Source organism: Streptomyces bobili, from assembly GCF_002154575.1.
GTDB lineage: Bacteria > Actinomycetota > Actinomycetes > Streptomycetales > Streptomycetaceae > Streptomyces > Streptomyces bobili.
Genome location: NZ_MUBA01000141.1, coordinates 1 through 18,925 on the forward strand (window position 1 = coordinate 1; position 18,925 = coordinate 18,925).

The 18,925-nt window shown below is 71.7% G+C and carries 18 protein-coding genes and 1 pseudogene; 9 read left to right on the forward strand and 10 right to left on the reverse strand.

Features of this window, described 5'->3' with window-relative positions; translation table 11 throughout:
- Positions 1–252 (reverse strand): annotated as a pseudogene (locus BZL64_RS12765) (peptidoglycan-binding domain-containing protein); the annotation flags it as partial.
- Positions 253–414: 162 nt separating this feature from the next.
- On the opposite strand from BZL64_RS12765, the gene BZL64_RS12770 reads away from it, so the two are divergent.
- Entirely contained in the window at positions 415–2,454 is a 2,040-nt protein-coding gene (locus BZL64_RS12770; RefSeq protein ID WP_086769172.1) for an MDR family MFS transporter, read from the forward strand.
- Here the strand turns inward: BZL64_RS12770 and BZL64_RS12775 are convergent.
- On the reverse strand, positions 2,447–2,977 hold the full coding sequence (locus tag BZL64_RS12775; protein ID WP_086769174.1) for a GNAT family N-acetyltransferase: 531 nt from the start codon (positions 2,975–2,977) through the stop codon (positions 2,447–2,449). The genes BZL64_RS12770 and BZL64_RS12775 overlap by 8 nt on opposite strands.
- Positions 2,978–3,113: 136 nt before the next feature.
- Here BZL64_RS12775 and BZL64_RS12780 point away from each other — a divergent pair, with 136 nt between their 5' ends.
- Together BZL64_RS12780 and BZL64_RS12785 are read left to right on the forward strand one after the other, a co-directional pair.
- A complete protein-coding gene (locus tag BZL64_RS12780) occupies positions 3,114–3,797 on the forward strand; it encodes a hypothetical protein (protein WP_086769182.1) in 684 nt (227 codons plus the stop codon).
- 6 nt (positions 3,798–3,803) lie between these two features.
- Positions 3,804–4,445, forward strand: coding sequence for a hypothetical protein (locus tag BZL64_RS12785; RefSeq protein WP_086769184.1), 642 nt, complete (start codon positions 3,804–3,806; stop codon positions 4,443–4,445).
- Positions 4,446–4,490: 45 nt separating this feature from the next.
- Here the strand turns inward: BZL64_RS12785 and BZL64_RS12790 are convergent, their stop codons facing one another.
- Positions 4,491–4,907, reverse strand: coding sequence for a DnaJ family domain-containing protein (locus BZL64_RS12790; protein ID WP_086769186.1), 417 nt, complete (start codon positions 4,905–4,907; stop codon positions 4,491–4,493).
- Positions 4,908–5,010: 103 nt separating this feature from the next.
- Here BZL64_RS12790 and BZL64_RS12795 point away from each other — a divergent pair, with 103 nt between their 5' ends.
- Positions 5,011–5,403, forward strand: coding sequence for a hypothetical protein (locus BZL64_RS12795; RefSeq protein ID WP_086769188.1), 393 nt, complete (start codon positions 5,011–5,013; stop codon positions 5,401–5,403).
- An 83-nt stretch (positions 5,404–5,486) separates the two neighbouring features.
- Here the strand turns inward: BZL64_RS12795 and BZL64_RS12800 are convergent, their stop codons facing one another.
- Positions 5,487–6,158 (reverse strand): O-methyltransferase, encoded by a 672-nt coding sequence (locus BZL64_RS12800; RefSeq protein WP_086769190.1) that lies wholly within the window; start codon positions 6,156–6,158, stop codon positions 5,487–5,489.
- 375 nt (positions 6,159–6,533) lie between these two features.
- On the opposite strand from BZL64_RS12800, the gene BZL64_RS12805 reads away from it, so the two are divergent.
- On the forward strand, positions 6,534–8,582 hold the full coding sequence (locus BZL64_RS12805) for a bifunctional glycosyltransferase 87/phosphatase PAP2 family protein (RefSeq protein ID WP_086769192.1): 2,049 nt from the start codon (positions 6,534–6,536) through the stop codon (positions 8,580–8,582).
- A 61-nt stretch (positions 8,583–8,643) separates the two neighbouring features.
- Here BZL64_RS12805 and BZL64_RS12810 read toward each other — a convergent pair whose 3' ends face one another.
- Positions 8,644–9,774, reverse strand: a complete 1,131-nt coding sequence (locus tag BZL64_RS12810) for an acyltransferase family protein (RefSeq protein WP_244205318.1) — start codon at positions 9,772–9,774, stop codon at positions 8,644–8,646.
- Between the two features lie 115 nt (positions 9,775–9,889).
- Between BZL64_RS12810 and BZL64_RS12815 the strand changes: the two genes are divergently transcribed.
- From BZL64_RS12815 to BZL64_RS12825, 3 genes are all read left to right on the forward strand, one after another.
- Positions 9,890–10,207, forward strand: coding sequence for a hypothetical protein (locus BZL64_RS12815; protein ID WP_086769195.1), 318 nt, complete (start codon positions 9,890–9,892; stop codon positions 10,205–10,207).
- Positions 10,208–10,365: 158 nt separating this feature from the next.
- A complete protein-coding gene (locus BZL64_RS12820; RefSeq protein WP_208639429.1) occupies positions 10,366–11,319 on the forward strand; it encodes a WD40 repeat domain-containing protein in 954 nt (317 codons plus the stop codon).
- A gap of 184 nt (positions 11,320–11,503) precedes the next feature.
- Entirely contained in the window at positions 11,504–11,794 is a 291-nt protein-coding gene (locus tag BZL64_RS12825; protein WP_086769198.1) for a hypothetical protein, read from the forward strand.
- Positions 11,795–11,798: 4 nt separating this feature from the next.
- Here the strand turns inward: BZL64_RS12825 and BZL64_RS12830 are convergent, their stop codons facing one another.
- A complete protein-coding gene (locus tag BZL64_RS12830; RefSeq protein ID WP_086769200.1) occupies positions 11,799–12,968 on the reverse strand; it encodes a steroid 3-ketoacyl-CoA thiolase in 1,170 nt (389 codons plus the stop codon).
- 220 nt (positions 12,969–13,188) lie between these two features.
- Here BZL64_RS12830 and BZL64_RS12835 point away from each other — a divergent pair, with 220 nt between their 5' ends.
- Positions 13,189–14,427 (forward strand): cytochrome P450, encoded by a 1,239-nt coding sequence (locus BZL64_RS12835; RefSeq protein WP_086769202.1) that lies wholly within the window; start codon positions 13,189–13,191, stop codon positions 14,425–14,427.
- A 197-nt stretch (positions 14,428–14,624) separates the two neighbouring features.
- Here BZL64_RS12835 and BZL64_RS12840 read toward each other — a convergent pair whose 3' ends face one another.
- The 4 genes from BZL64_RS12840 to BZL64_RS12855 form a co-directional block, all read right to left on the reverse strand.
- On the reverse strand, positions 14,625–15,041 hold the full coding sequence (locus BZL64_RS12840) for an aggregation-promoting factor C-terminal-like domain-containing protein (protein ID WP_086769204.1): 417 nt from the start codon (positions 15,039–15,041) through the stop codon (positions 14,625–14,627).
- A 335-nt stretch (positions 15,042–15,376) separates the two neighbouring features.
- Positions 15,377–16,237 (reverse strand): ECF transporter S component, encoded by an 861-nt coding sequence (locus BZL64_RS12845; protein ID WP_086769206.1) that lies wholly within the window; start codon positions 16,235–16,237, stop codon positions 15,377–15,379.
- The gene (locus BZL64_RS12850; RefSeq protein WP_086769208.1) at positions 16,234–17,895 is read right to left on the reverse strand and encodes an ABC transporter ATP-binding protein; all 1,662 of its coding nucleotides are present in this window, start codon (positions 17,893–17,895) and stop codon (positions 16,234–16,236) included. Before BZL64_RS12850 ends, BZL64_RS12845 begins: the two co-directional genes overlap by 4 nt.
- The gene (locus BZL64_RS12855; protein WP_086769210.1) at positions 17,892–18,923 is read right to left on the reverse strand and encodes an energy-coupling factor transporter transmembrane component T; all 1,032 of its coding nucleotides are present in this window, start codon (positions 18,921–18,923) and stop codon (positions 17,892–17,894) included. Before BZL64_RS12855 ends, BZL64_RS12850 begins: the two co-directional genes overlap by 4 nt.
- Positions 18,924–18,925: the final 2 nt, after the last annotated feature.

The window sequence follows — 18,925 nt, forward strand, 5'->3', positions numbered from 1 at the left end:
CCAGACGTTCGCGCACCCGGCCGCTTCCCCCAGCTCCACGTACGGCCGTATCCGCAGCGGATCGAAGCCCTCCGCCGCGGCCACCTCCGCCTCACGGGTGTCGCGCAGGGCGTCGGAGGCGCGCCGCGCGCACGCGCACGACGGGGTGTTGTCCGCCGCCCGGAGCGCACCGCACTGCGGACACGGATGGCCGTGCCCCTGCGGGCGCGCCGGCTCACCCGGTCGCTCCTGTCGGTCCGTCGGATCGTTCACCCGTTCGTCCCTCCCCATCCAAACTCCAAGGATTATGCAGATCCCCCACACAACTGGCTGCCCGCGACCCCCGGAACGGGAGGTTCCGGCAGGACTCGACAGGCCATAACGGGACACACCGATCACGATGGAAGATGTCCACGCGAGCCTCAGGAGGCATCCATGGCCTTGGACGCGCAGGCCGTGGCGGGGGATCCCCGTCAGGAGCACGTGCCCGGCAACGTCCTCGTGTCGATCGGCGCGCTGCTGCTCGGCATGCTGCTCGCCGCCCTCGACCAGACGATCGTGTCGACGGCGCTGCCCACGATCGTCAGTGACCTGGGCGGCATGGAACACCTCTCCTGGGTGGTCACCGCGTACCTGCTGGCGTCGACCGCCGCGACCCCGCTGTGGGGCAAACTGGGCGACCAGTACGGGCGCAAACGGCTGTTCCAGATCGCGATCGTGATCTTCCTGGTCGGCTCGGCACTGTGCGGGATGGCACAGAACATGCCGCAGCTGATCGGTTTCCGCGCACTCCAGGGCCTGGGCGGTGGCGGGTTGATGGTGCTGTCGATGGCGATCGTCGGCGACATCGTCCCGCCGCGCGAACGAGGCCGATACCAGGGACTGTTCGGTGCGGTCTTCGGCGCGACCAGTGTCCTCGGGCCGCTCCTGGGCGGCCTGTTCACCGAGCATCTGAGCTGGCGCTGGGTCTTCTACGTCAACCTCCCGCTCGGTGCCGTCGCGCTCGCCGTCATCGCGGCCGTCCTGCACATCCCGCGCAAGTCGGCGAAGCACGTGATCGACTACCTCGGCACCCTCCTCATCGCCTCCGTCGCCACCTGTCTCGTGCTGGTGGCCTCGCTGGGCGGCACCACCTGGGGCTGGGGCTCCCCGCAGATCATCGGACTCGCGGTGCTGGGCGTCGCCTTGGCCTTCGTCTTCGTGGCCGTGGAGCGCAGGGCCGCCGAACCCGTCCTGCCGCTCAAGCTGTTCCGCATCCGCACCTTCACGCTGTCCGCCGTGATCAGCTTCATCGTCGGCTTCGCGATGTTCGGCGCGATGACCTATCTGCCGACCTTCCTCCAGGTCGTCCAGGGTGTCTCGCCGACCCTGTCCGGTGTGCACATGCTGCCGATGGTGGCCGGTCTGCTGCTGGCGTCGACGGCCTCCGGGCAGATCGTCAGCCGCACCGGCCGCTGGAAGGTGTTCCCGGTCACCGGCACCGCCGTCACGGCCATCGGCCTGCTTCTGCTGCACCAGCTCGACGAGCACAGCTCCACCGCCGTGATGAGCGCGTTCTTCTTCGTCTTCGGCCTGGGCCTAGGCCTGGTGATGCAGGTCCTGGTCCTCATCGTGCAGAACGCCGTCTCCTACGAGGACCTCGGCGTCGCCACCTCCGGCGCGACCTTCTTCCGCTCCATCGGGGCCTCGTTCGGCGTCGCCATCTTCGGCACGGTGTTCACCAGCCGTCTCGGCGACAAGCTCGCGGACGCCTTCCGGGGCGTCGACCTCCCCTCGGGCCTCTCTCTCGACGCCCTGGAGGCCGACCCGCGCGTCATCGGCGACCTGCCCGCCGCCCTGCGCCCACAGGTCCTGCACGCCTACGCCTCGTCCATCACGGACGTCTTCCTGTACGCCGCCCCGGTCGCCCTCCTGGGCTTCGTCCTCTCCTGGTTCCTCAAGGAGGACCCGCTGCGCGGCTCGGTCACCGCGCCGGACGTGACGGAGACCCTGGCCAGCAACCCGGTCCAGCGCTCCTCGTACGACGAGGTGTGCCGGGCGCTGTCCGTCCTCGGCACCCGCGAGGGCCGCCGCGAGATCTACCGGACGATCACCGCGCGGGCCGGCTACGACCTGCTGCCCGCCGCGAGCTGGATGCTGCTGCGCATGAAGCGCTACGGCAGCGTCGAACCGGGCAGACTCGCCGAGCGCGTCCCCGTCCCGCTGCCGGTGATCCTGGAGGGCGCCCGGCAGATCGAGGAACGCCGGCTGGCCGTGCGCGAGGGCCTCGACCTGGTGCCGACCGACGAGGGCCGCGAGGTCGCCGAACACCTCTCGCGGGCCCGCGAGGAGTCGCTGGCCGAACTGCTCGGCGACTGGTGGGGCCCGGACCGCCCCACCGACCTGACCCAGCTGGTGAAGGAGCTGAACGCCGAACTGTGCGGCTCCGACCGCGAGCAGCCACGCGACGAACGCCCCGCGCCCCGGCTCAGCTGAGGCGCGCGCCGCCCGAGTCCGCGCCGGTCAGATCCTTGCTGAACCAGTGCTCCGCGTACGGCTCGTCGTTGTGCCGGGCGCCCTCCCGGTAGCCGAGGCGGGCGTACAGCGCGCGGGCCTCGACGAGGTCGCCACGGGTGTCGAGGATCATCCGCCCGGCGCCGAGAGCGCGGGCGGCCTCCTCGGCGGCCCCGACGAGCAGTGGCCCGCCGCCCCTGCCCCGCGCCCCCGGCCGCAGGAACACCCGCTTCAGCTCGGCCGTCGACGCGTCCAGCAGCCGTACGCCCGCACTGCCGGCCGGCTCACCGTCGTACCGCGCGACGAGCAACCGGCCGGTGGGCGGCGCCAGTTCGGTTCCCCGCTCGGCGGCGATCTCCCGCTCCAGCTCGGCGGGATCGGTGCGCCGCCCCTCGTGCAGCAGATACCAGCGGTCGCTGACCTCGGTGTAGTACTCCCGCCACAGCGCGGCGGCGACGGGGGAGTCCACGGGTTCCGGGGCGATGATCCAGGTCATGCCGGCCATTCTCGGCGGGGGTACCGCCGGGCACGCAACCCGATATGCGAGGGCAGGGTACGACGCCCGCGGCCGTTTGTCCGGCGCGGTCCGGGCAACCCGGACGGTGAACCGGCCCGCGGGGCCGAAACACCGGAAGGCAACCATGTCCACAGGCGTGATCATCGCTCTCATCGTGATCGTGGCGGTCGTCGTCGCCGTCGCGGCCGTCCTGGCCGTACGGGCACGAGGGTCGGCACACGGAGGACCAGGCCTGAAGCGCCGCTTCGGGCCCGAGTACGACCGGGCAGTGGCCCGGCACGACGGCGACGTCAAGGCGGCCGAGCGTGAACTCGGCGGCCTGGTGGAGCGGCACGGCGGGCTGAAGGAGCGGCCGCTGGAGCCCGCGGAGCGCGAGAGGTTCGAGGCCCGCTGGGCGGCGGCGCAGGAGCGCTTCGTCGACTCCCCGCGCGAGGCGGTCGCCGAGGCGGACCGGATCCTCGCCGACGCGGCGGGCGCCCGCGGCTACCCGGACGGCGGGCGCTACGACGAGCAGGTCGCCGCGCTCGCCGTGCACCACGCCGACCACGTGCAGGGCTACCGGCACGTGCACCACGTCACCCGCTTCCACGAGGACGGCGGCGCACGGGGCGGCGAGGCCCCCGGCACCGAGGACCTGCGGGCCGCCATGGTCGAGGCCCGCGCCCTCCTCGACGACCTGATCGGCGAGGGCCACCACCGGGCGCCGACGACCCGACCCGCGGAGGACCGTCAGACGGCCGGGCGCCACGAGGGCCGCTCCGGCTTCCACCTGCCGGGCCTCCACCGCCACCAGACAAAGCAGGGGTGAACAGGCATGCCCGACGTGACATCCGGCGACGAGTACCGTCGCGCCGCACAGGAGCAGGAAACCGGACGGGAAACGGCACAGTCGCAGAGAGAGGGACAGGGACTGGGTCAGTGGCCGGGTGCCGCGGCCACGCCGGCGCGGAACCCGGCCGCCGACCCCGCCGCACCGACCGTCGACCCCACCGCCGCACCGGCCGTCGACCCGGTCACCGGCGGCCGTGACCCGCGTCCCACCGGCACCCCCACCGCCGCACCCGGCGGTCTCCCGGCCGGAGCCGTGGAGGACAGCGACGGCATCGGCGCCCCCCGCGGCACCGGCGCGGCCCATGGCGCCCAGGGTGCGCGCACGGCGGAAAAGCCCGCGCTGCTCCCGCACGACGAGTGCGACAAGCTCTCCTCGCGGATGCAGCACGCGGTGGCCGGCTTCGTGGACCGGCCCCGAGACGCCGTCGAGGAGGCCGACCACGTCCTGGAGGATCTCGCCGCCCGCTTCACCGAAGCCGTGAACAGCCGCCGCCGTACGCTGCGCGGCTCCTGGCAGGTCACGGACGACAAGAAGGGCGACGCCGCCACGGCCGCCGACACCGAGCAACTCCGGCTGGCCCTGCGCGACTACCGCGAGCTGACGGACCGGCTCCTGCACATCTAGGCCGGACGGGCCAGGCTCGGTCAGCCAGGCCCGTCCGGAGGTCCCTCAGCCGCTTGCCGTGTCCGCCCGGCGCTCCCGCCACCGCCGTACGACCTCTTCGACGTCGTACGGCTTCATGCCCAGCGGGGGGCCGGGCGGGGGCTTGAACATCATCTCGCGGAGCTTGGCGTTGACGTCCGTGATGATCTTCCGGACGAGGCGCTCCGAGGGCGCCGCGTACGCCGCGGCCAGGGCGTCCTCCGCCTCCTTGCGCAGGGCCAGCGCGGGCGGCAGCACCGAGAGCCCCTCGCGCGCCATCTTGCGCCTGATCCACCACAGTTCGTCGTACGGACCCTCGACCTCCGGGTCCAACGGCCTTCCCAGACCGGGAAGTTGCTCGAACTCACCGCGTTTCTCGGCATCCTGGATCTGCTTGTCGATCCAGGACTCGAACGGGACACCGGGTGGCTTTCGCTCGGTCATGGGTCCATTGTGCCGGACGCGGCGGGGCCGGGCGATTTAGTATGCGGCGGCTGTGCACGCACAGTTCGGACGCTGTCAGACAGACATCTCTTGAGGAGCGCACGTGCTCGAACTCACCATGGCCACCGTCTCGGGGACGGAAGAGGGTGCCACGGCCGGCATGCTCATGGCCGACGCGCCCAGCGAGCCGGGCGCCGTGCTGCGGGTGGGCCGGGACAAGTCCGTGTGCCGCCTCGCCACCCCCGAGGAGTGGCTGTTCGTCTCCCGGGTCCACCTGGAGTTCCTGTGCGGCCCCGAGGGCGTCTGGCAGGTCAGCTGGCTGCGCGGCTCCCAGCCGGACCCGTCCTCCGAGGTCCGGCTGGTGGTCGGCGAGTACGCCCAGACCATCACCTACGGCGGCACTGTGCGGCTTCCGCGGGGCGGCAACGGCGAGATCGTCGTCACGGACCGCACCGGCCCGCGCAGCGTCAACGTGGGCTTCTACCACGAGGCATGAGAACTCATGTCTGAGAACCGGCGCGTCAGGTCCGGCGCGTGAGGGCCGGCAGGTGAGGGCTGAACACAGGTGAGGACCGGGGGCTACGCCAGCACGCGCGCCAGAGCGAAGCCGTCGTAGCCCTTGGAGCCCACCGTCTGGATCGCCGTACCGCTCAACCTCGGATGCGAACCGATGAGTTCGATGGCGTCGCGGGTGCCCTTCACATCGCCCGCGCCGCTGTCCGCGTCGACCACCCGGCCACCCCGTACGACGTTGTCGACGACGATCAGGCTGCCGGCGCTGGTGAGCCGCAGCGCCCACTCCAGATAGTGGGCGTTGTTGACCTTGTCGGCGTCGATGAAGACGAGGTCGAACGGCGGCGGGTTCTCGTCCGCCAGCAGCGGCAGCGAGTCCAGGGCCGCGCCCACCCGCACCTCGACCTGCTTGTCGAGGCCCGCGCGCGCGATGTTGCGGGTGGCGACCTCGGCGTGCTTCGGGCTGTACTCCAGCGAGACGAGCCGGCCGTCGGCCGGGAGCGCGCGGCCCAGCCAGATGGTGCTGTAGCCGCCGAGCGTGCCGATCTCCAGGATGGTCCGGGCGCCCTGGATCTCCGCGAGGAGCTGGAGCAGTTTGCCCTGGTTCGCCGTGACGTTGACCTGGGGCAGCCCGGCCGCGTCGCTGTCGCGCAGCGCGGCCTCGGTCACCTCGTCGTCCGGGGCCAGGTGGGCGGTGAAGTAGCCGTCGACGGTGTCCCAGATCTGCGACTCGCTCATGCCCTCTGCCTCTCGCTTGCCGACGTGACTCGTGAGGAAAGCCAAGCAGTCCGTACTCGTGAGGAAAGCCAAGCAGTCCGTCAACGCCGTACGCCGTGCCCGAGTTCCCCCTCGCCCGGAACTCACAGGGCTCGCACCGGCCCGATTCAGCCGTTCGGCGCAGGCGGCGGTGTGGGAAGGGCCGGAGCGGATGAGGCGCCGAACCGACGCCTCCTCGGGAGGACTATCGTCTTCCGGACAAAAGGACAACGGATGTCAGGTGAAGAGGGGGCGGCCTGCGTCTCTGTCCGGGGGTGCCGCGAGCCTCATAGGGTTCGTGGAGAAGAACCCCACGAGGGAACGCGGGGGACCTACGGGGCGGGAGGCCTACGAGGCGTGGCGAATGCGGAGCAGAGCGGACGACCGGCGAAACCGTTCGGAGCGACGGCGGTCGACACGGCGAGAGCGCGCCTGCGCGTTGCCCGCCTCGGCCTCTGGCTGGTCGCGGCGGTCCTCGCCGTCCGCCAGGTGGCCGTCGTCCTCGGCACCCCGCGCGGAGAACGGCTGACGGACCTGGAGACCTGGGTCGGACCGGACGGCGTCCTGCACGTCAACGGTTCGCTCTACGACTCGACGCGCTTCACCGGCACCCCGTTCGGCGGACTCGTCCTCAAGCCCCTGACCCGCGCTGCCGAGCAGGCCCTCGGCTGGGGCTGGACCTTCGGCACGCTGCTGCTGGTCGCCGCGCTCGGCCTCGTCGTCGCGCGCGCCCTGCCGCAGCCGGTGAGCAGACGCACCTCTCTGCTGGCCGCGCCCGTCGCGATCAGCCTGCTGATGCTCTCCCTGCCCGTCCGTAACACCCTCTGGCTCGGCCAGACCAGCATCATCCCCGTCCTGCTCGTCCTCCTCGGCTGCTTCGTCGTACGGGGGCGGCACGCGGGCGGCGCCCTGATCGGCCTGGCGGCGGCCCTCCAGCCGACCGTGCTGCTGTTCGCCCCGCTGCTGTGGTTCACCGGCCGGCGCCGGGCCGCCGCGACCGCGGGGGCGTCGTTCCTGGCCTGCACGCTGCTCGCCTGGGCGGCGATGCCGCACGACTCGTACACGTACTGGGTCCACCACATGGCGGGCGTGGGTCTCGGCGGCGACGCGGACGCCCTCGGCAACCAGTCCCTGCACGGCGCCCTGCTGCGCTTCGGACTGTCCGGCCCGCTGGAGATCGCCCTGTTCCTGACGCTGGGCGCGGCCGTCGCCGCCCTCGGCGTCCGCCGGGCGGTGCGCTACGCCCGCGACGGCCAACTCCTGCTGGCGGTGGCCATCACCGGCTGCGCCGCCGTCGTCGTCTCCCCGACGACCTGGCAGCACCAGCTCCTGTGGGTCCTGCCGGCGGTGGTCGGCCGGGTCGGCAAACGCGCCTCGGACCGCTACGTGTGGCCGGTGGCCGTCATCCTCGTCATGACGCTCCCGGCGAAGATGATGCTGCCGAACATGGCGTCCCTGTACCCCCTGCGCGACAACGTCGTCCTCCTCGCCGCACTGGCCGCCGCGACGGTCATGCCCTTCCTGTCGCGCACCTCCCCGTACTACCGCACCCCGATCCCCACGCGGTACGCCGAACCCGTCCCGGCCCGCTGGAGACGCGTCCCGCTGCTGCCGTTCCTGCGCCGGGTCCTCACCCGCCCCAACCTCCTCCTGGAGCTGCTGCTCATCCGCGTCACCTACGCGGCGTACCAGCAGGTCAGGCTCGCGGCGACGGGCGGGACCATCTCGGGCGGACGGGAGCGGGCCGAGGCCCACGGCCGCGAGATCCTCGACATCGAGCGCTTCCTGCACCTCGACATCGAGCACTGGGCCAACCACGCCGTCGTCAAGGTCGGCTGGCTGCGCGAATTCTTCGACTTCTACTACACGTCGTTCCACTTCGTGGTCCCGCTGTCGGTGCTGGCCGTCCTCTACTGGCGCCGCCCGGTGGACTACCGCTGGGCCCGCTCCTCCCTCGGCTTCGCCACCCTGCTCGCCCTGGTCGGCTTCTGGCTGTACCCGCTGGCCCCGCCCCGCCTGATGCCGGGCCTGGGCATCATCGACACCGTCCACGGCGTCCAGGACTTCACCCAGCCCGACTACGGCACCCTCACGGCCCTGACCAACCAGTACGCGGCGATGCCGTCCCTGCACTTCGGCTGGTCCCTGTGGTGCGGCATGGCGATCGCGATCGTCGCCCCGAAGTGGTGGATGAAGGCCCTGGGCCTCCTGCACCCGCTGTTCACGGTCTCCGCGATCGTGGCCACCGGCAACCACTGGGTCCTGGACGCGGTGGGCGGCGCGGCGGTCGTACTGGGCGGTTTCGGACTGGCGTACGTGTTGCAGGGGCCGCGGGCGGGGGCCGTGCGGGCGACGACCGACAGGGAACCGCTGGCGGCGGAGAAGGAACGGACGGCCAGCGCCTGAGGGCGGCGGATGCCGGCGGATGCCGGCGGCGGCTGTGGTCGGCGGCTGTCGGCGATTCGGTCTAGCGGGTGCTCGCCTCGGCGGGTGGCTGGACGGAGGGCTGGGAGGGGCGGCGCCCGACGCGGCCCCTCAGCCACCGTTCGGCGGGGTGCTCCAGCCACTGGTAGGCGGCGCCCGCGGCGGCCTGGCTGACCAGGAGGACGCCGGCCCAGAAGACGAGGGTGTCGGCGCCGGGAGCCGGTTGGCCCCAGTGGTGGAGTGCGGCGCGGATCACGATCTCGTGGATGAGATACCAGGCGAACGACCAGTGGCCGAGCCGGATCATCCACTTACCGCCCAGTCCGGTACGGCGGCCGTCGAGGTCGGCGCGGGCCGCGGCGCAGATCAGGGCCGCGAAGATCGGCGCCGAGAGCCACTGGGAGGCCGAGTAGGGGCTGTACCAGAGGGCGTCCGGTACGGCGTGGTGCCAGGGGATCATCGCGAGATGCCAGCCGATGACCAGAGCGGCGGCCACGGGCAGGGACACCGGCGGACGCCAGCCTCGCTTCAGCGCGAGCCCCGCCACCACACCCAGCACGAACTGCAGGCCGCGCGTCAGCGGCAGGTAGTCGAGCGCCCACAGGCGCGTGACCGGCGACAGCCCGGACAGCGCCGGCCACAGGATGAGGGTGGCGCAGACGACACCGGCCGCGGTCCACGCCCACACCCGCGCCCTGCGGCCCGCGAGGACGGCCAGCAGCGGCGGGAAGACCAGGTAGAACCACGCCTCGTCGCTGAGCGACCAGGCCGCGGGGTTGCCGCCCTTGAAGATGACCGGCTCGGGGAACCAGGCGTGCACGAGCAGCAGGTTCGCGGCCACGGCCTTGAGTGACACAGCACGGTCCATCAGGGCGTAGACGGCGACGGACGCCGCCACGCTGAAGGCGAGCAGCGGCCAGATACGCGCGAACCTGCGCCACAGGAAGATCCGGACGGGCACGCGCAGGCCGTCGTACGTCCAGGCGAGGACGACCCCCGAGAGCACGAAGAAGAAGGTCACCCCGCTGCGGCCGTACCAGACCGCGTCACTGAGCCCCGGCACCGTACCGACCTGCCGTGACAGGTGGTACAGGACGACCAGCAACGCCGCCCAGAAGCGCAGCCCGGTCAGAGAGGACAGCCGGTCGCGGCCGGGCGCCGGTGGTGAGGTCACGAACGGTTCCTTCGAGCGGCTGGGCACGGGCACCGGGGCGGTCGTCTCTGCCCCGAACAGAGGAGCGAGGATATCCCCCTGGCCCGCAGCCCCTGGCGCGGAGTTCCATCGGCCGATGGACATGTCCTCCCGGGAGATCCGGTTGCCCCTCGACCAGGCCGTCGCGGTCCTGCTGGACCTCAACGAGTTCGTGGTCTCCCTCGACCGCCTCGGATCCCGTCAGGCGGACGGCACCGCCGACGAGCACACCATCGGCAAGTTCATCGCCGACTGGGACGTCGCACGCCGCCTGGCCCGCGCCCGAGGCGTCATCGGCGCCGCGGTGGACGAGGAACTCACCGGGGAGGAGCAACTGGAGATCGACGAGCTGGGGGAGGAGGGCCGCTTCTACACGGACAATGTCGGCCACGAACCCTCCGACGAGCCGACCTGAGGCCCACCAGGACGCGGGTCCGCACGGTCACACGTACGCGACCGTCGCCGACGGGGCACCGTGTCCGGCTCATCGGCATCTGACGCTTCCGACGCGAGGGTCCTTCGCCAGGTCGGGCGGCAAGGTGGAAGGGCTTGAGGGAGATGGGTATGCGGCAGTTGGCACAGCGGGAGATCGCCAGGTTCTCCTCGGGTTCCGGCCACGCTGTGGGCGTGGCCCTCGGGTGGGGAGCGGACGGAGAGCCGCTCCTCGTCTCCTCGGGGGACGACGGGTGGGAGGTCTGTCGTTGGGACATCCGTACAGGTGACCGGGTTTGGTGTGACGGCGAGGGTATGTCCGGCTGCAACAGCATGGCTCTGGTACCGCTCTCCGGCGGCGGGGTACTGCTGGCCGTCGGCACGGAGGACGGGATCGAGTGGTGGAACGCCCTGACGGGACAGCGCCGACCCGGCTGGATCTGGGAGGACCGAACCATCTGGGATGTCTCCGTCGGAGAGTTGCCGGACGGCAGGCCCATTCTCTTGGGTGCGGGGCACGACGGCGTGATGTACCGGTGGGACCCAGTCACCGGTGAGCTGTTGGGGACCTCGCCGGCTGGGGTCGGCGGCGGCAGCACGATGGCCGTGGGTTTCGTACCGTCCCCCGACGGCGCGGGCTTGGTCGTCTCCGGTGACGAAGCCGGCCGAATCTCGCGATGGAACGCGGTGGATGGGTGCCAGGTGGGAGAACCGATCCTCGGGCATGGTTCCAAGGTCCGTATCCTCCAAGGGCTGTTCGCCGCCGAGACCCACCTCTTCGTGTCCTGCGATCAACAGGGCGAATTGAAGAGGTGGAATGCCGTGACCGGCGCACAGGTCGGCCCAGCCATCGACACCGGCACCGATGTGTACGGCCTCGCGACGGCGAGCGTAGGAGGGATGGGGGTGTTGTTCACGGCGGGGGCCGACGACACCGTCCGGGTGTGGGACTCGGACACGGGTGAGTCGATCGGGTTCTCGCTCCGAGGCACCGTCGTGAGCGCCCTCACCCAGCCGGACGGAACGGCTCTCCTGGCGACGAGCACGGCTCAGGGCGAGATCGTCGTCCACGCATGCTCACTTCCGGCTCTCTGAGACATGGCGGGCCCGTCGCGGGGCCGACCCCGATGTCCTGAGCGATGACGAGCGCTCCAAGCGCTATTTAGGGGAAGGGGGCTGTGGTCCTCCGTGTCGGTGCAACTGGAAGAAGGACGTCTGGGGCGGCGAGTCCCTGCTCGCCTCGTACGCCGGTGACGGAGCCCGGCGTACCTTCGACCGGATGCGGACGGCGCTGAAGACCTGCAAGTCCTACACCGGGGAGGGCTATGTGGGCGAGTTCACGGCAGAGGTGACCGTGCAGGACGCTCCCCGGGTCGGCGACGATGCCCTCAGTTTCCGTACGGCCTCTCCCATGGGCGACGGCAGGGTGATGCACCGTGAGTACGTCGTTGTCATCACCGGCAACGCCGTCGCGAAGTTCTCGAAGCTGGAGGCCGGCCGCGCGGCGGAGTTCCCCCGGACTCTCATCGAGCGCCAGGTGGACCGCCTGACGGCAGCGCAACGGGCGTGATCCGTTACAGCCGCTGGATGATCGTCCCCGTCGCCAGTGCGCCGCCCGCGCACATCGTGATCAGCGCGAACTCCCTGTCCGTGCGCTCCAGTTCGTGGAGGGCCGTCGTGATCAGGCGGGCGCCCGTCGCTCCTACCGGGTGGCCGAGCGCGATTCCGCCGCCGTTCACGTTGACCTTCGACAGGTCCGCCTCGAAGACCTTCGCCCAGCTCAGCACCACTGACGCGAAAGCCTCGTTGATCTCGACCAGGTCGATGTCCTTGAGGGACATGCCCGCCTTGCCGAGCACCGCCCGCGTCGCGTCGATCGGCCCGTCGAGGTGGAAGTGGGGGTCCGCGCCGACCAGGGCCTGGGCCACGATCCTCGCCCTCGGCTTCAGTTTCAGGGCGCGGGCCATCCGTTTCGAGGACCACATGATCGCCGCCGCGCCGTCCGAGATCTGCGAGGAGTTGCCGGCCGTGTGGATCGCGGTGGGCATGACCGGCTTGAGGCGTGACAGGGCCTCCGGTGAGGTGTCCCGCAGGCCCTCGTCCCGGTCCACCAGGCGCCACATGCCCTGGCCCGCCGCCTGTTCCTCCTCCGTCGTGGGGACCTGGACGGCGAAGGTCTCCTTCTTGAAGCGTTCCTCCGACCAGGCCACGGCGGCGCGTTCCTGGGACAGCAGGCCCAGCCCGTCGACGTCCTCACGGCTCAGGCCCCTGCGGCGCGCGATGCGTTCCGCCGCCTCGAACTGGTTCGGGAGGTCCACGTTCCACTCCTCCGGGAACGGCTTTCCCGGACCGTGCTTCGAGCCGGAGCCCAGCGGGACCCGGGACATCGCCTCGACCCCGCAGCTGATGCCCACGTCGATGACGCCCGACGCGATCATGTTCGCCGTCATGTGGGACGCCTGCTGCGACGAACCGCACTGGCAGTCGACCGTCGTCGCCGCCGTCTCGTACGGGAGGCCCATCGTCAGCCAGGCCGTGCGCGCGGGGTTCATGGACTGTTCGCCGGCGTGGGTGACCGTGCCGCCGACTATCTGCTCCACGGCGTCGGCGGGGATGCCGGTGCGGCCGAGGAGTTCGCGGTAGGTCTCGCCGAGGAGGTAGGCGGGGTGCAGATTGGCGAGCGCGCCGCCGCGCTTGCCGATGGGGGTGCGGACTGCTTCCACGATCACGGGTTCGGCGGCCATGGGTGCGGATCCTCTCGGGGGGCGGCTCTCCTCCGGACGTACGGCACTACGGAGCTGCGAACCAGACGTTAACTAGAACACGTACTAGTTCTCGCTGCAGTCTGATGACGTGATGTGCGTCACCGCAAGGGTCTTGCAGCCTTCGGGTGCCTGAACTACCTTCACCGGAACCTGTTTCTGATGAACCGTCAGAAAAGCTGCCTTCTGGCTGGAGCTGCCCATGCCCTGTCCAGCGCTTCCCGACGGGTTCGACTTCACCGACCCCGACCTGCTGCAACACCGTGTGCCGCTCCCGGAGTTCGCCGAGCTGCGGCTGGCCGAACCGGTCCGCTGGATCCCCCAGTCGGGGAACGTGGCCGGCTTCGAGGACGAGGGCTACTGGGCGGTGACCCGGCACGCCGACGTCCGGTACGTCTCCACCCACCCCGAGATCTTCTCGTCCACCCTCAACACCGCGATCATCCGCTTCAACGAGCACATCGCCCGCGACTCCATCGACGCGCAACGGCTCATCCTGCTGAACATGGACCCGCCGGAGCACACGCGGGTGCGGCAGATCGTGCAGCGGGGATTCACGCCCCGGTCCATACGGGCGCTGGAACAGCGGCTGCGGGAGCGGGCCGCCGCGATCGTCGCCGGGGCCCGTGCGCTCGACGGCCCCTTCGACTTCGTCACCTCGGTCGCCTGCGAGCTGCCACTCCAGGCCATCGCCGAGCTGATCGGCATACCCCAGGACGACCGGACCAAGATCTTCGACTGGTCCAACAAGATGATCGCCTACGACGACCCCGAGTACGCCGTCACCGAGGAGGTCGGCGCCCGCTCCGCCGCCGAGATCATCGCGTACGCCATGAGCATGGCCGCCGAGCGGAAGCAGTGCCCGGCCCACGACATCGTCTCCACGCTGGTCGCCGCCGAGGACGAGGGCAACCTCAACTCCGACGAGTTCGGGTTCTTCGTGCTCATGCTGGCCGTGGCCGGCAACGAGACCACCCGCAACGCCATCACGCACGGCATGCACGCCTTCCTCACCCACCCCGAGCAGTGGGAGCTGTACAAGAGGGAGCGGCCCGCCACCGCCGCCGAGGAGATCGTGCGCTGGGCCGCGCCCGTGGCCGCCTTCCAGCGGACCGCCACACAGGACACCGAGCTGGGCGGGAAGGCGATCAGGAAGGGGGACCGGGTCGGCCTGTTCTACGCCTCCGCCAACCACGACCCCGAGGTGTTCGAGCGGCCCGACGAGTTCGACGTCACCCGCGACCCCAACCCCCACCTCGGCTTCGGTGGCGGAGGGCCCCACTTCTGCCTCGGCAAGTCCCTCGCCGTGCTGGAGATCGACCTCATCTTCAACGCCCTCGCCGACGCGATGCCACACATGCGGCTCGTCGAGGACCCCCGGCGGCTGCGGTCCGCCTGGATCAACGGGGTCAAGGAGTTGCGCGTCAGCGCCGGTGAGTGACGAACGTACTCAGAAGGCTGCTTCGCAAAAAGGCGTAAGGCGGCGGCCCCCGGGGATCGGGGGGCCGCCGCCTTACGCGTACGGGGTGAGGCTAGGGGCTGTCGTTTGGATCAGGCCGGCCGTGACCGACGGTTCGTCCCGGCTGACCCGACCCCGCGACGCCGGCATGATCCAAACGAGAGTCCCTAGGGCTTGGCTCAGTACCAGCCGTTGGCCTGCCAGAAGGCCCAGGCGCCGGTCGGGCTGCCGTAGCGGGAGTTCATGTAGTCCAGGCCCCACTCGATCTGGGTCTTGGGGTTGGTCTTCCAGTCGGAGCCGGCCGAGGCCATCTTGTTGGCCGGCAGGGCCTGGACCAGGCCGTAGGCGCCGGACGAGGCGTTGGTGGCGTCGACGTCCCAGCCGCTCTCGTGCTCCACGATCTTGCTGAACGCGTTGAACTGCGCGGCGTCCGGGATCATCTTGTGCGCGATCGCCTTGGCCTGGGAGGCGGAGGTCACGGTCGAGGCCTGGGCGGGGGCGGCGTGCAGGGCCATGCCTGCGGTCGCGGCGGCCAGGGCGGCGGCGGTGAGGGCCTTCTTCGGGGAAGCGATGCGGCGGATGACGGAGACGGACACGGAGAACCTTTTTCTTCGGGGACAGAGACGTCGCTGTGCATGCGGAGTCACGCGGTGCGTGGCCGCACCGCGTGATGTGCGGCGGGGGGCTTGCATGCGTCGGGGCCGAGACCCGGGGGTCTGTCGGCCCTGTGCGACGTCATCCAGAGAAGCAGGCTCGGGAGGGGTCCGCAATGACCCCTTTTACTAGTTGTGGCCGCATGTGGGGTGAAGGTCGTTTGTGTGACCTGGCTCTCAATGCGCAGGTCAGGGGCTGTTTTGTGGCGACCTGGCGTCCGAAATGTCCCACTAGGGTGGATCGTAGGTGATGTGGGTCATGTGGGGTGCTTCACCGGTCAACGGTCCTCTTGCGCGACTCGACGGTCCTCGAATGTGACCGCGGTCTCGAAGGCCGCGCGTCGGGTGGCTCTGCGGAGCGCCCTGAGCACGGCCGGACCCAGCGTCAGGGTCAGGACGACGGTGACGACGGCCCGGCCCAGGTCCCAGCCGAGGGAGGTGGCCGCGCAGTACGCGAGGAAACGGGCCAGGTTCTCCGGTACGGCCGCGTCCGGATCGAAGGAGACGCGCGAGGCCAGCTCGCCCAGGAAGGGCCAGCCCGCCATGTTCATCGCCGTGCCGTAGGCGAAGGCGGCCAGGAAGCCGTACACCGCGAGCAGGGCCAGCTCGCCCCGGCCGCGCAGCCGGTCAGGGCCCGGCAGCAGGCCCGCGCCCATCGTGAACCAGCCCATCGACAGCATCTGGAACGGCATCCACGGGCCCACCCCGCCCGTGAGCAGGGCGGACGCGAACATCGTGACCGAGCCCAGGACGAACCCGAAGCCCGGACCGAGGACCCGGCCGCTGAGCACCATCAGGAAGAACATCGGCTCGATGCCCGCCGTCCCGGCCCCGATCGGGCGCAGGGCGGCGCCGGTCGCCGCCAGCACGCCGAGCATGGCGACCGCCTTCGCGCCGAGCCCCGACTCCGAGATCGTCGCCGCGACGACGGCGATCAGCAGAACCAGCAGGCCCGCGAAGAGCCAGGGGGCGTCCTGCGCGTGCGCGTTCAGGGTGGAGGAGGGCGGGGCCAGGAACGGCCAGCCGAAGGCGACCGCACCGACCGCGCTGACGAGCCCGAGCGCGGCGACGGACCGGGGCCCGAGCCGTACGGCCCGCGCCTGCCGGGTCGAAGTCACGGCAGCGGCTCGCCGGCTCATCGCAGGGCCTCCCGCACCTGCGCGACGGTCAGCCACTTCTGAGGGGCCAGGATCTTCGTCACCTGCGGGGCGAAGGACGGGGAGGAGACGATCACCTCGGCCGTCGGGCCGTCCGCGATCACCTCGCCCTCGGCGAGCAGGACGACCCGGTGGGCCAGCTCCGCCGCCAGTTCCACGTCGTGCGTGGCCAGCACGATCGCGTGTCCGGCGGCGGCCAGTTCGCGCAGGACAGCGACCAGGCGGGTCTTCGCCGCGTAGTCGAGACCGCGCGTCGGCTCGTCGAGGAGGAGCAGTGGCGGGCGGGCGGCCAGGACGATCGCCAGCGCCAGCGTCAGGCGCTGGCCCTCGGACAGGTCGCGGGGGTGGGTGTCGTCGTCGATGCCGGGGAGCAGGTCGGTGACCAGGGCGCGGCAGGTGCCGGGGGTGGCGCGCGCGTCCCGGTCGGCGGCGGCGCACTCGGCGGCGACCGTGTCGGCGTACAGCAGGTCGCGGGGCTCCTGCGGGACGAGGCCGACCCGGCGGACGAGGTCGCGGGGCGCGGTGCGGTGGGGGAGCGCGCCGCCCACCCTGACCGTGCCGGAGGACGGCTCGACCAGGCCCACGAGGGTGTTGAGCAGCGTGGACTTCCCGGCGCCGTTGCGGCCCATGAGGGCGATGGTCTCGCCGGGGGACACGGTGAGGTCGACGCCGCGCAGCGCCTGGACCCGCGCACGGCGTACGGCGAGGGCGCGGACCTCCGCCGGGGGCGCGGGCGTGGCCGGGGCGGGCGCGGCGCGGCGACCACGCCAACGGGGGAGCGCCGGGGGCTCGACGGTCGCGGTCGGGGCCTGCTCCGGCTCCCTCCCGGCCAGCCGTTCCCGCAGGTCGGCGGCTCGACGCCGGGCGTCGCGGACGGTCAGCGGCAGCGGGGACCAGCCCGCCAGCCGGCCCAGATCCACCACCGGCGGACACACCGGCGATACGGCCATGATCTCGGCCGGGGTGCCCAGCACCGGGGCGGCGCCGGGCGCGGGCAGGAGGGCGACCTGGTCGGCGTACTGGAGGACGCGTTCCAGGCGGTGCTCCGCGAGCAGGACGGTCGTACCGAGGTCGTGGACCAGGCGCAGGAGGACGGCGAGGACCTCCTCCGCGGCGGCCGGGTCGAGCGCGGACGTCGGCTCGTCCAGTACGAGGACGCGGGGGTGCGGGGTGAGGACCGAGCCGATCGCGACGCGCTGCTGCTGGCCCCCGGAGAGCGTGGCGATCGGACGGTCGCGCAGGCCGGCCAGGCCCAGCAGGTCGAGGGTCTCCTCGACGCGGCGGCGCATCACCGCCGGGGGCAGGCCCAAGGACTCCATGCCGTAGGCGAGTTCCTCCTCGACGGTGTCCGTGACGAAGTGCGACAGCGGGTCCTGGCCCACCGTCCCCACCACGTCGGCGAGTTCACGCGGCTTGTGGGTACGGGTGTCGCGGCCGGCGACCGTCACCCGGCCCCGCAGGGTGCCGCCCGTGAAGTGCGGGACGAGACCGCCGACCGTGCCCAGCAGTGTCGACTTGCCGACACCGGACGGACCGGCGAGCAGCACCAGTTCACCTTCCGGAACCGTGAAGTCGACGCCCTGGACGGTGGCTTCGGAGCAGCCGTCGTACGTCACGGAGACGTTCTCGAAACGGATCACGACGACGGCTCCTTCGGGAGCTGAGCGGGGAGGAGCGCGGGCAGCAGGCCGAGGAGTACGGCCGCGGCGGGCCAGAGGGGGAGCGCGGGCGCGGTCAGGGGGATCACGCCGGGATGCAGGGCCTGCGGGTCCGCGGAGCCGGCGAGCGTCATCAGCGCGGCGACCGCGACACCCGACCCGGCGACCAGGCAGGCGCGCGGCGTCCAGCGGTCCGGGCGGTAGCGGGTGCGCGGGGAGCGGCGCCCGCCCAGCCGCAGCCCGGCCAGCGCGGCGAGAGCCCCGGCCACGAGCACCGGCAGCCCGTACGTGCCTCCCGCCGCGGTGAGCAGGCCGTACGTCCCCGCGCAGACGCCGAGCAGGCCGCCCACGGTGAGGACGGCCGTCGTACGGCGGACGCGGGCGGGGACGTCGGCGGTACGGCCGTAGCCGCGGGCGTCCATCGCGGCGGCGAGGGCGACCGAGCGCTCCAGGGCGCCCTCCAGGACCGGGAGCGCCACCTGGGACAGGCCGCGCAGACCCCGGTCCGGGCGGCCACGCAGCCGGCGGGCGGCACGCAGGCGCTGCACGTCGGCGATGAGATGCGGCGCGAAGGTCAGCGCCACCACGACGGCGACCCCCGCCTCGTACAGGGCGCCGGGGAGGGACTTCAGGAGCCGCGAAGGGCTCGCGAGGGCGTTCGCGGCGCCGACGCAGACCAGGAGGGTCGCCAGGCGCAGGCCGTCGTACAGCGCGAACACGACACCCTCGGCGGTCACCCTGCCGCCCAGCCGGATGCCCTGCGCCCAGTCGGGGAGCGGGACCTCGGGGAGCGTCACGATCACGTGCGAGCCCGGGACGGGGGAGCCGAGGACCACGACGAAGACGAGGCGGATGACGAGCACGGCGAGGGCCAGGTGCAGGAAGGCGGAGTAGGAGCGGGACCAGGGGGTGTCGGGGCGGCAGGTGAGGACGACGTAGGCGGAGGTGACGAGGAGGAGGGCGAGGAGGAGCGGGTTGGTGGTGCGGGTGGCGGCCGTGCCGAGGCCCAGCG

Excerpts from the sequence above, each read along its gene's own strand:
- BZL64_RS12800 (WP_086769190.1), bottom strand. The coding sequence starts at position 6,158 with ATGAGCGAGTCGCAGATCTGGGACACCGTCGACGGCTACTTCACCGCC.
- BZL64_RS12775 (WP_086769174.1), bottom strand. The coding sequence starts at position 2,977 with ATGGCCGGCATGACCTGGATCATCGCCCCGGAACCCGTGGACTCCCCC.
- BZL64_RS12835 (WP_086769202.1), top strand. The coding sequence starts at position 13,189 with ATGCCCTGTCCAGCGCTTCCCGACGGGTTCGACTTCACCGACCCCGAC.
- BZL64_RS12770 (WP_086769172.1), top strand. The coding sequence starts at position 415 with ATGGCCTTGGACGCGCAGGCCGTGGCGGGGGATCCCCGTCAGGAGCAC.
- BZL64_RS12825 (WP_086769198.1), top strand. The coding sequence starts at position 11,504 with ATGCGGACGGCGCTGAAGACCTGCAAGTCCTACACCGGGGAGGGCTAT.
- BZL64_RS12845 (WP_086769206.1), bottom strand. The coding sequence starts at position 16,237 with ATGAGCCGGCGAGCCGCTGCCGTGACTTCGACCCGGCAGGCGCGGGCC.
- BZL64_RS12830 (WP_086769200.1), bottom strand. The coding sequence starts at position 12,968 with ATGGCCGCCGAACCCGTGATCGTGGAAGCAGTCCGCACCCCCATCGGC.
- BZL64_RS12790 (WP_086769186.1), bottom strand. The coding sequence starts at position 4,907 with ATGACCGAGCGAAAGCCACCCGGTGTCCCGTTCGAGTCCTGGATCGAC.
- BZL64_RS12785 (WP_086769184.1), top strand. The coding sequence starts at position 3,804 with ATGCCCGACGTGACATCCGGCGACGAGTACCGTCGCGCCGCACAGGAG.
- BZL64_RS12780 (WP_086769182.1), top strand. The coding sequence starts at position 3,114 with ATGTCCACAGGCGTGATCATCGCTCTCATCGTGATCGTGGCGGTCGTC.
- BZL64_RS12815 (WP_086769195.1), top strand. The coding sequence starts at position 9,890 with ATGGACATGTCCTCCCGGGAGATCCGGTTGCCCCTCGACCAGGCCGTC.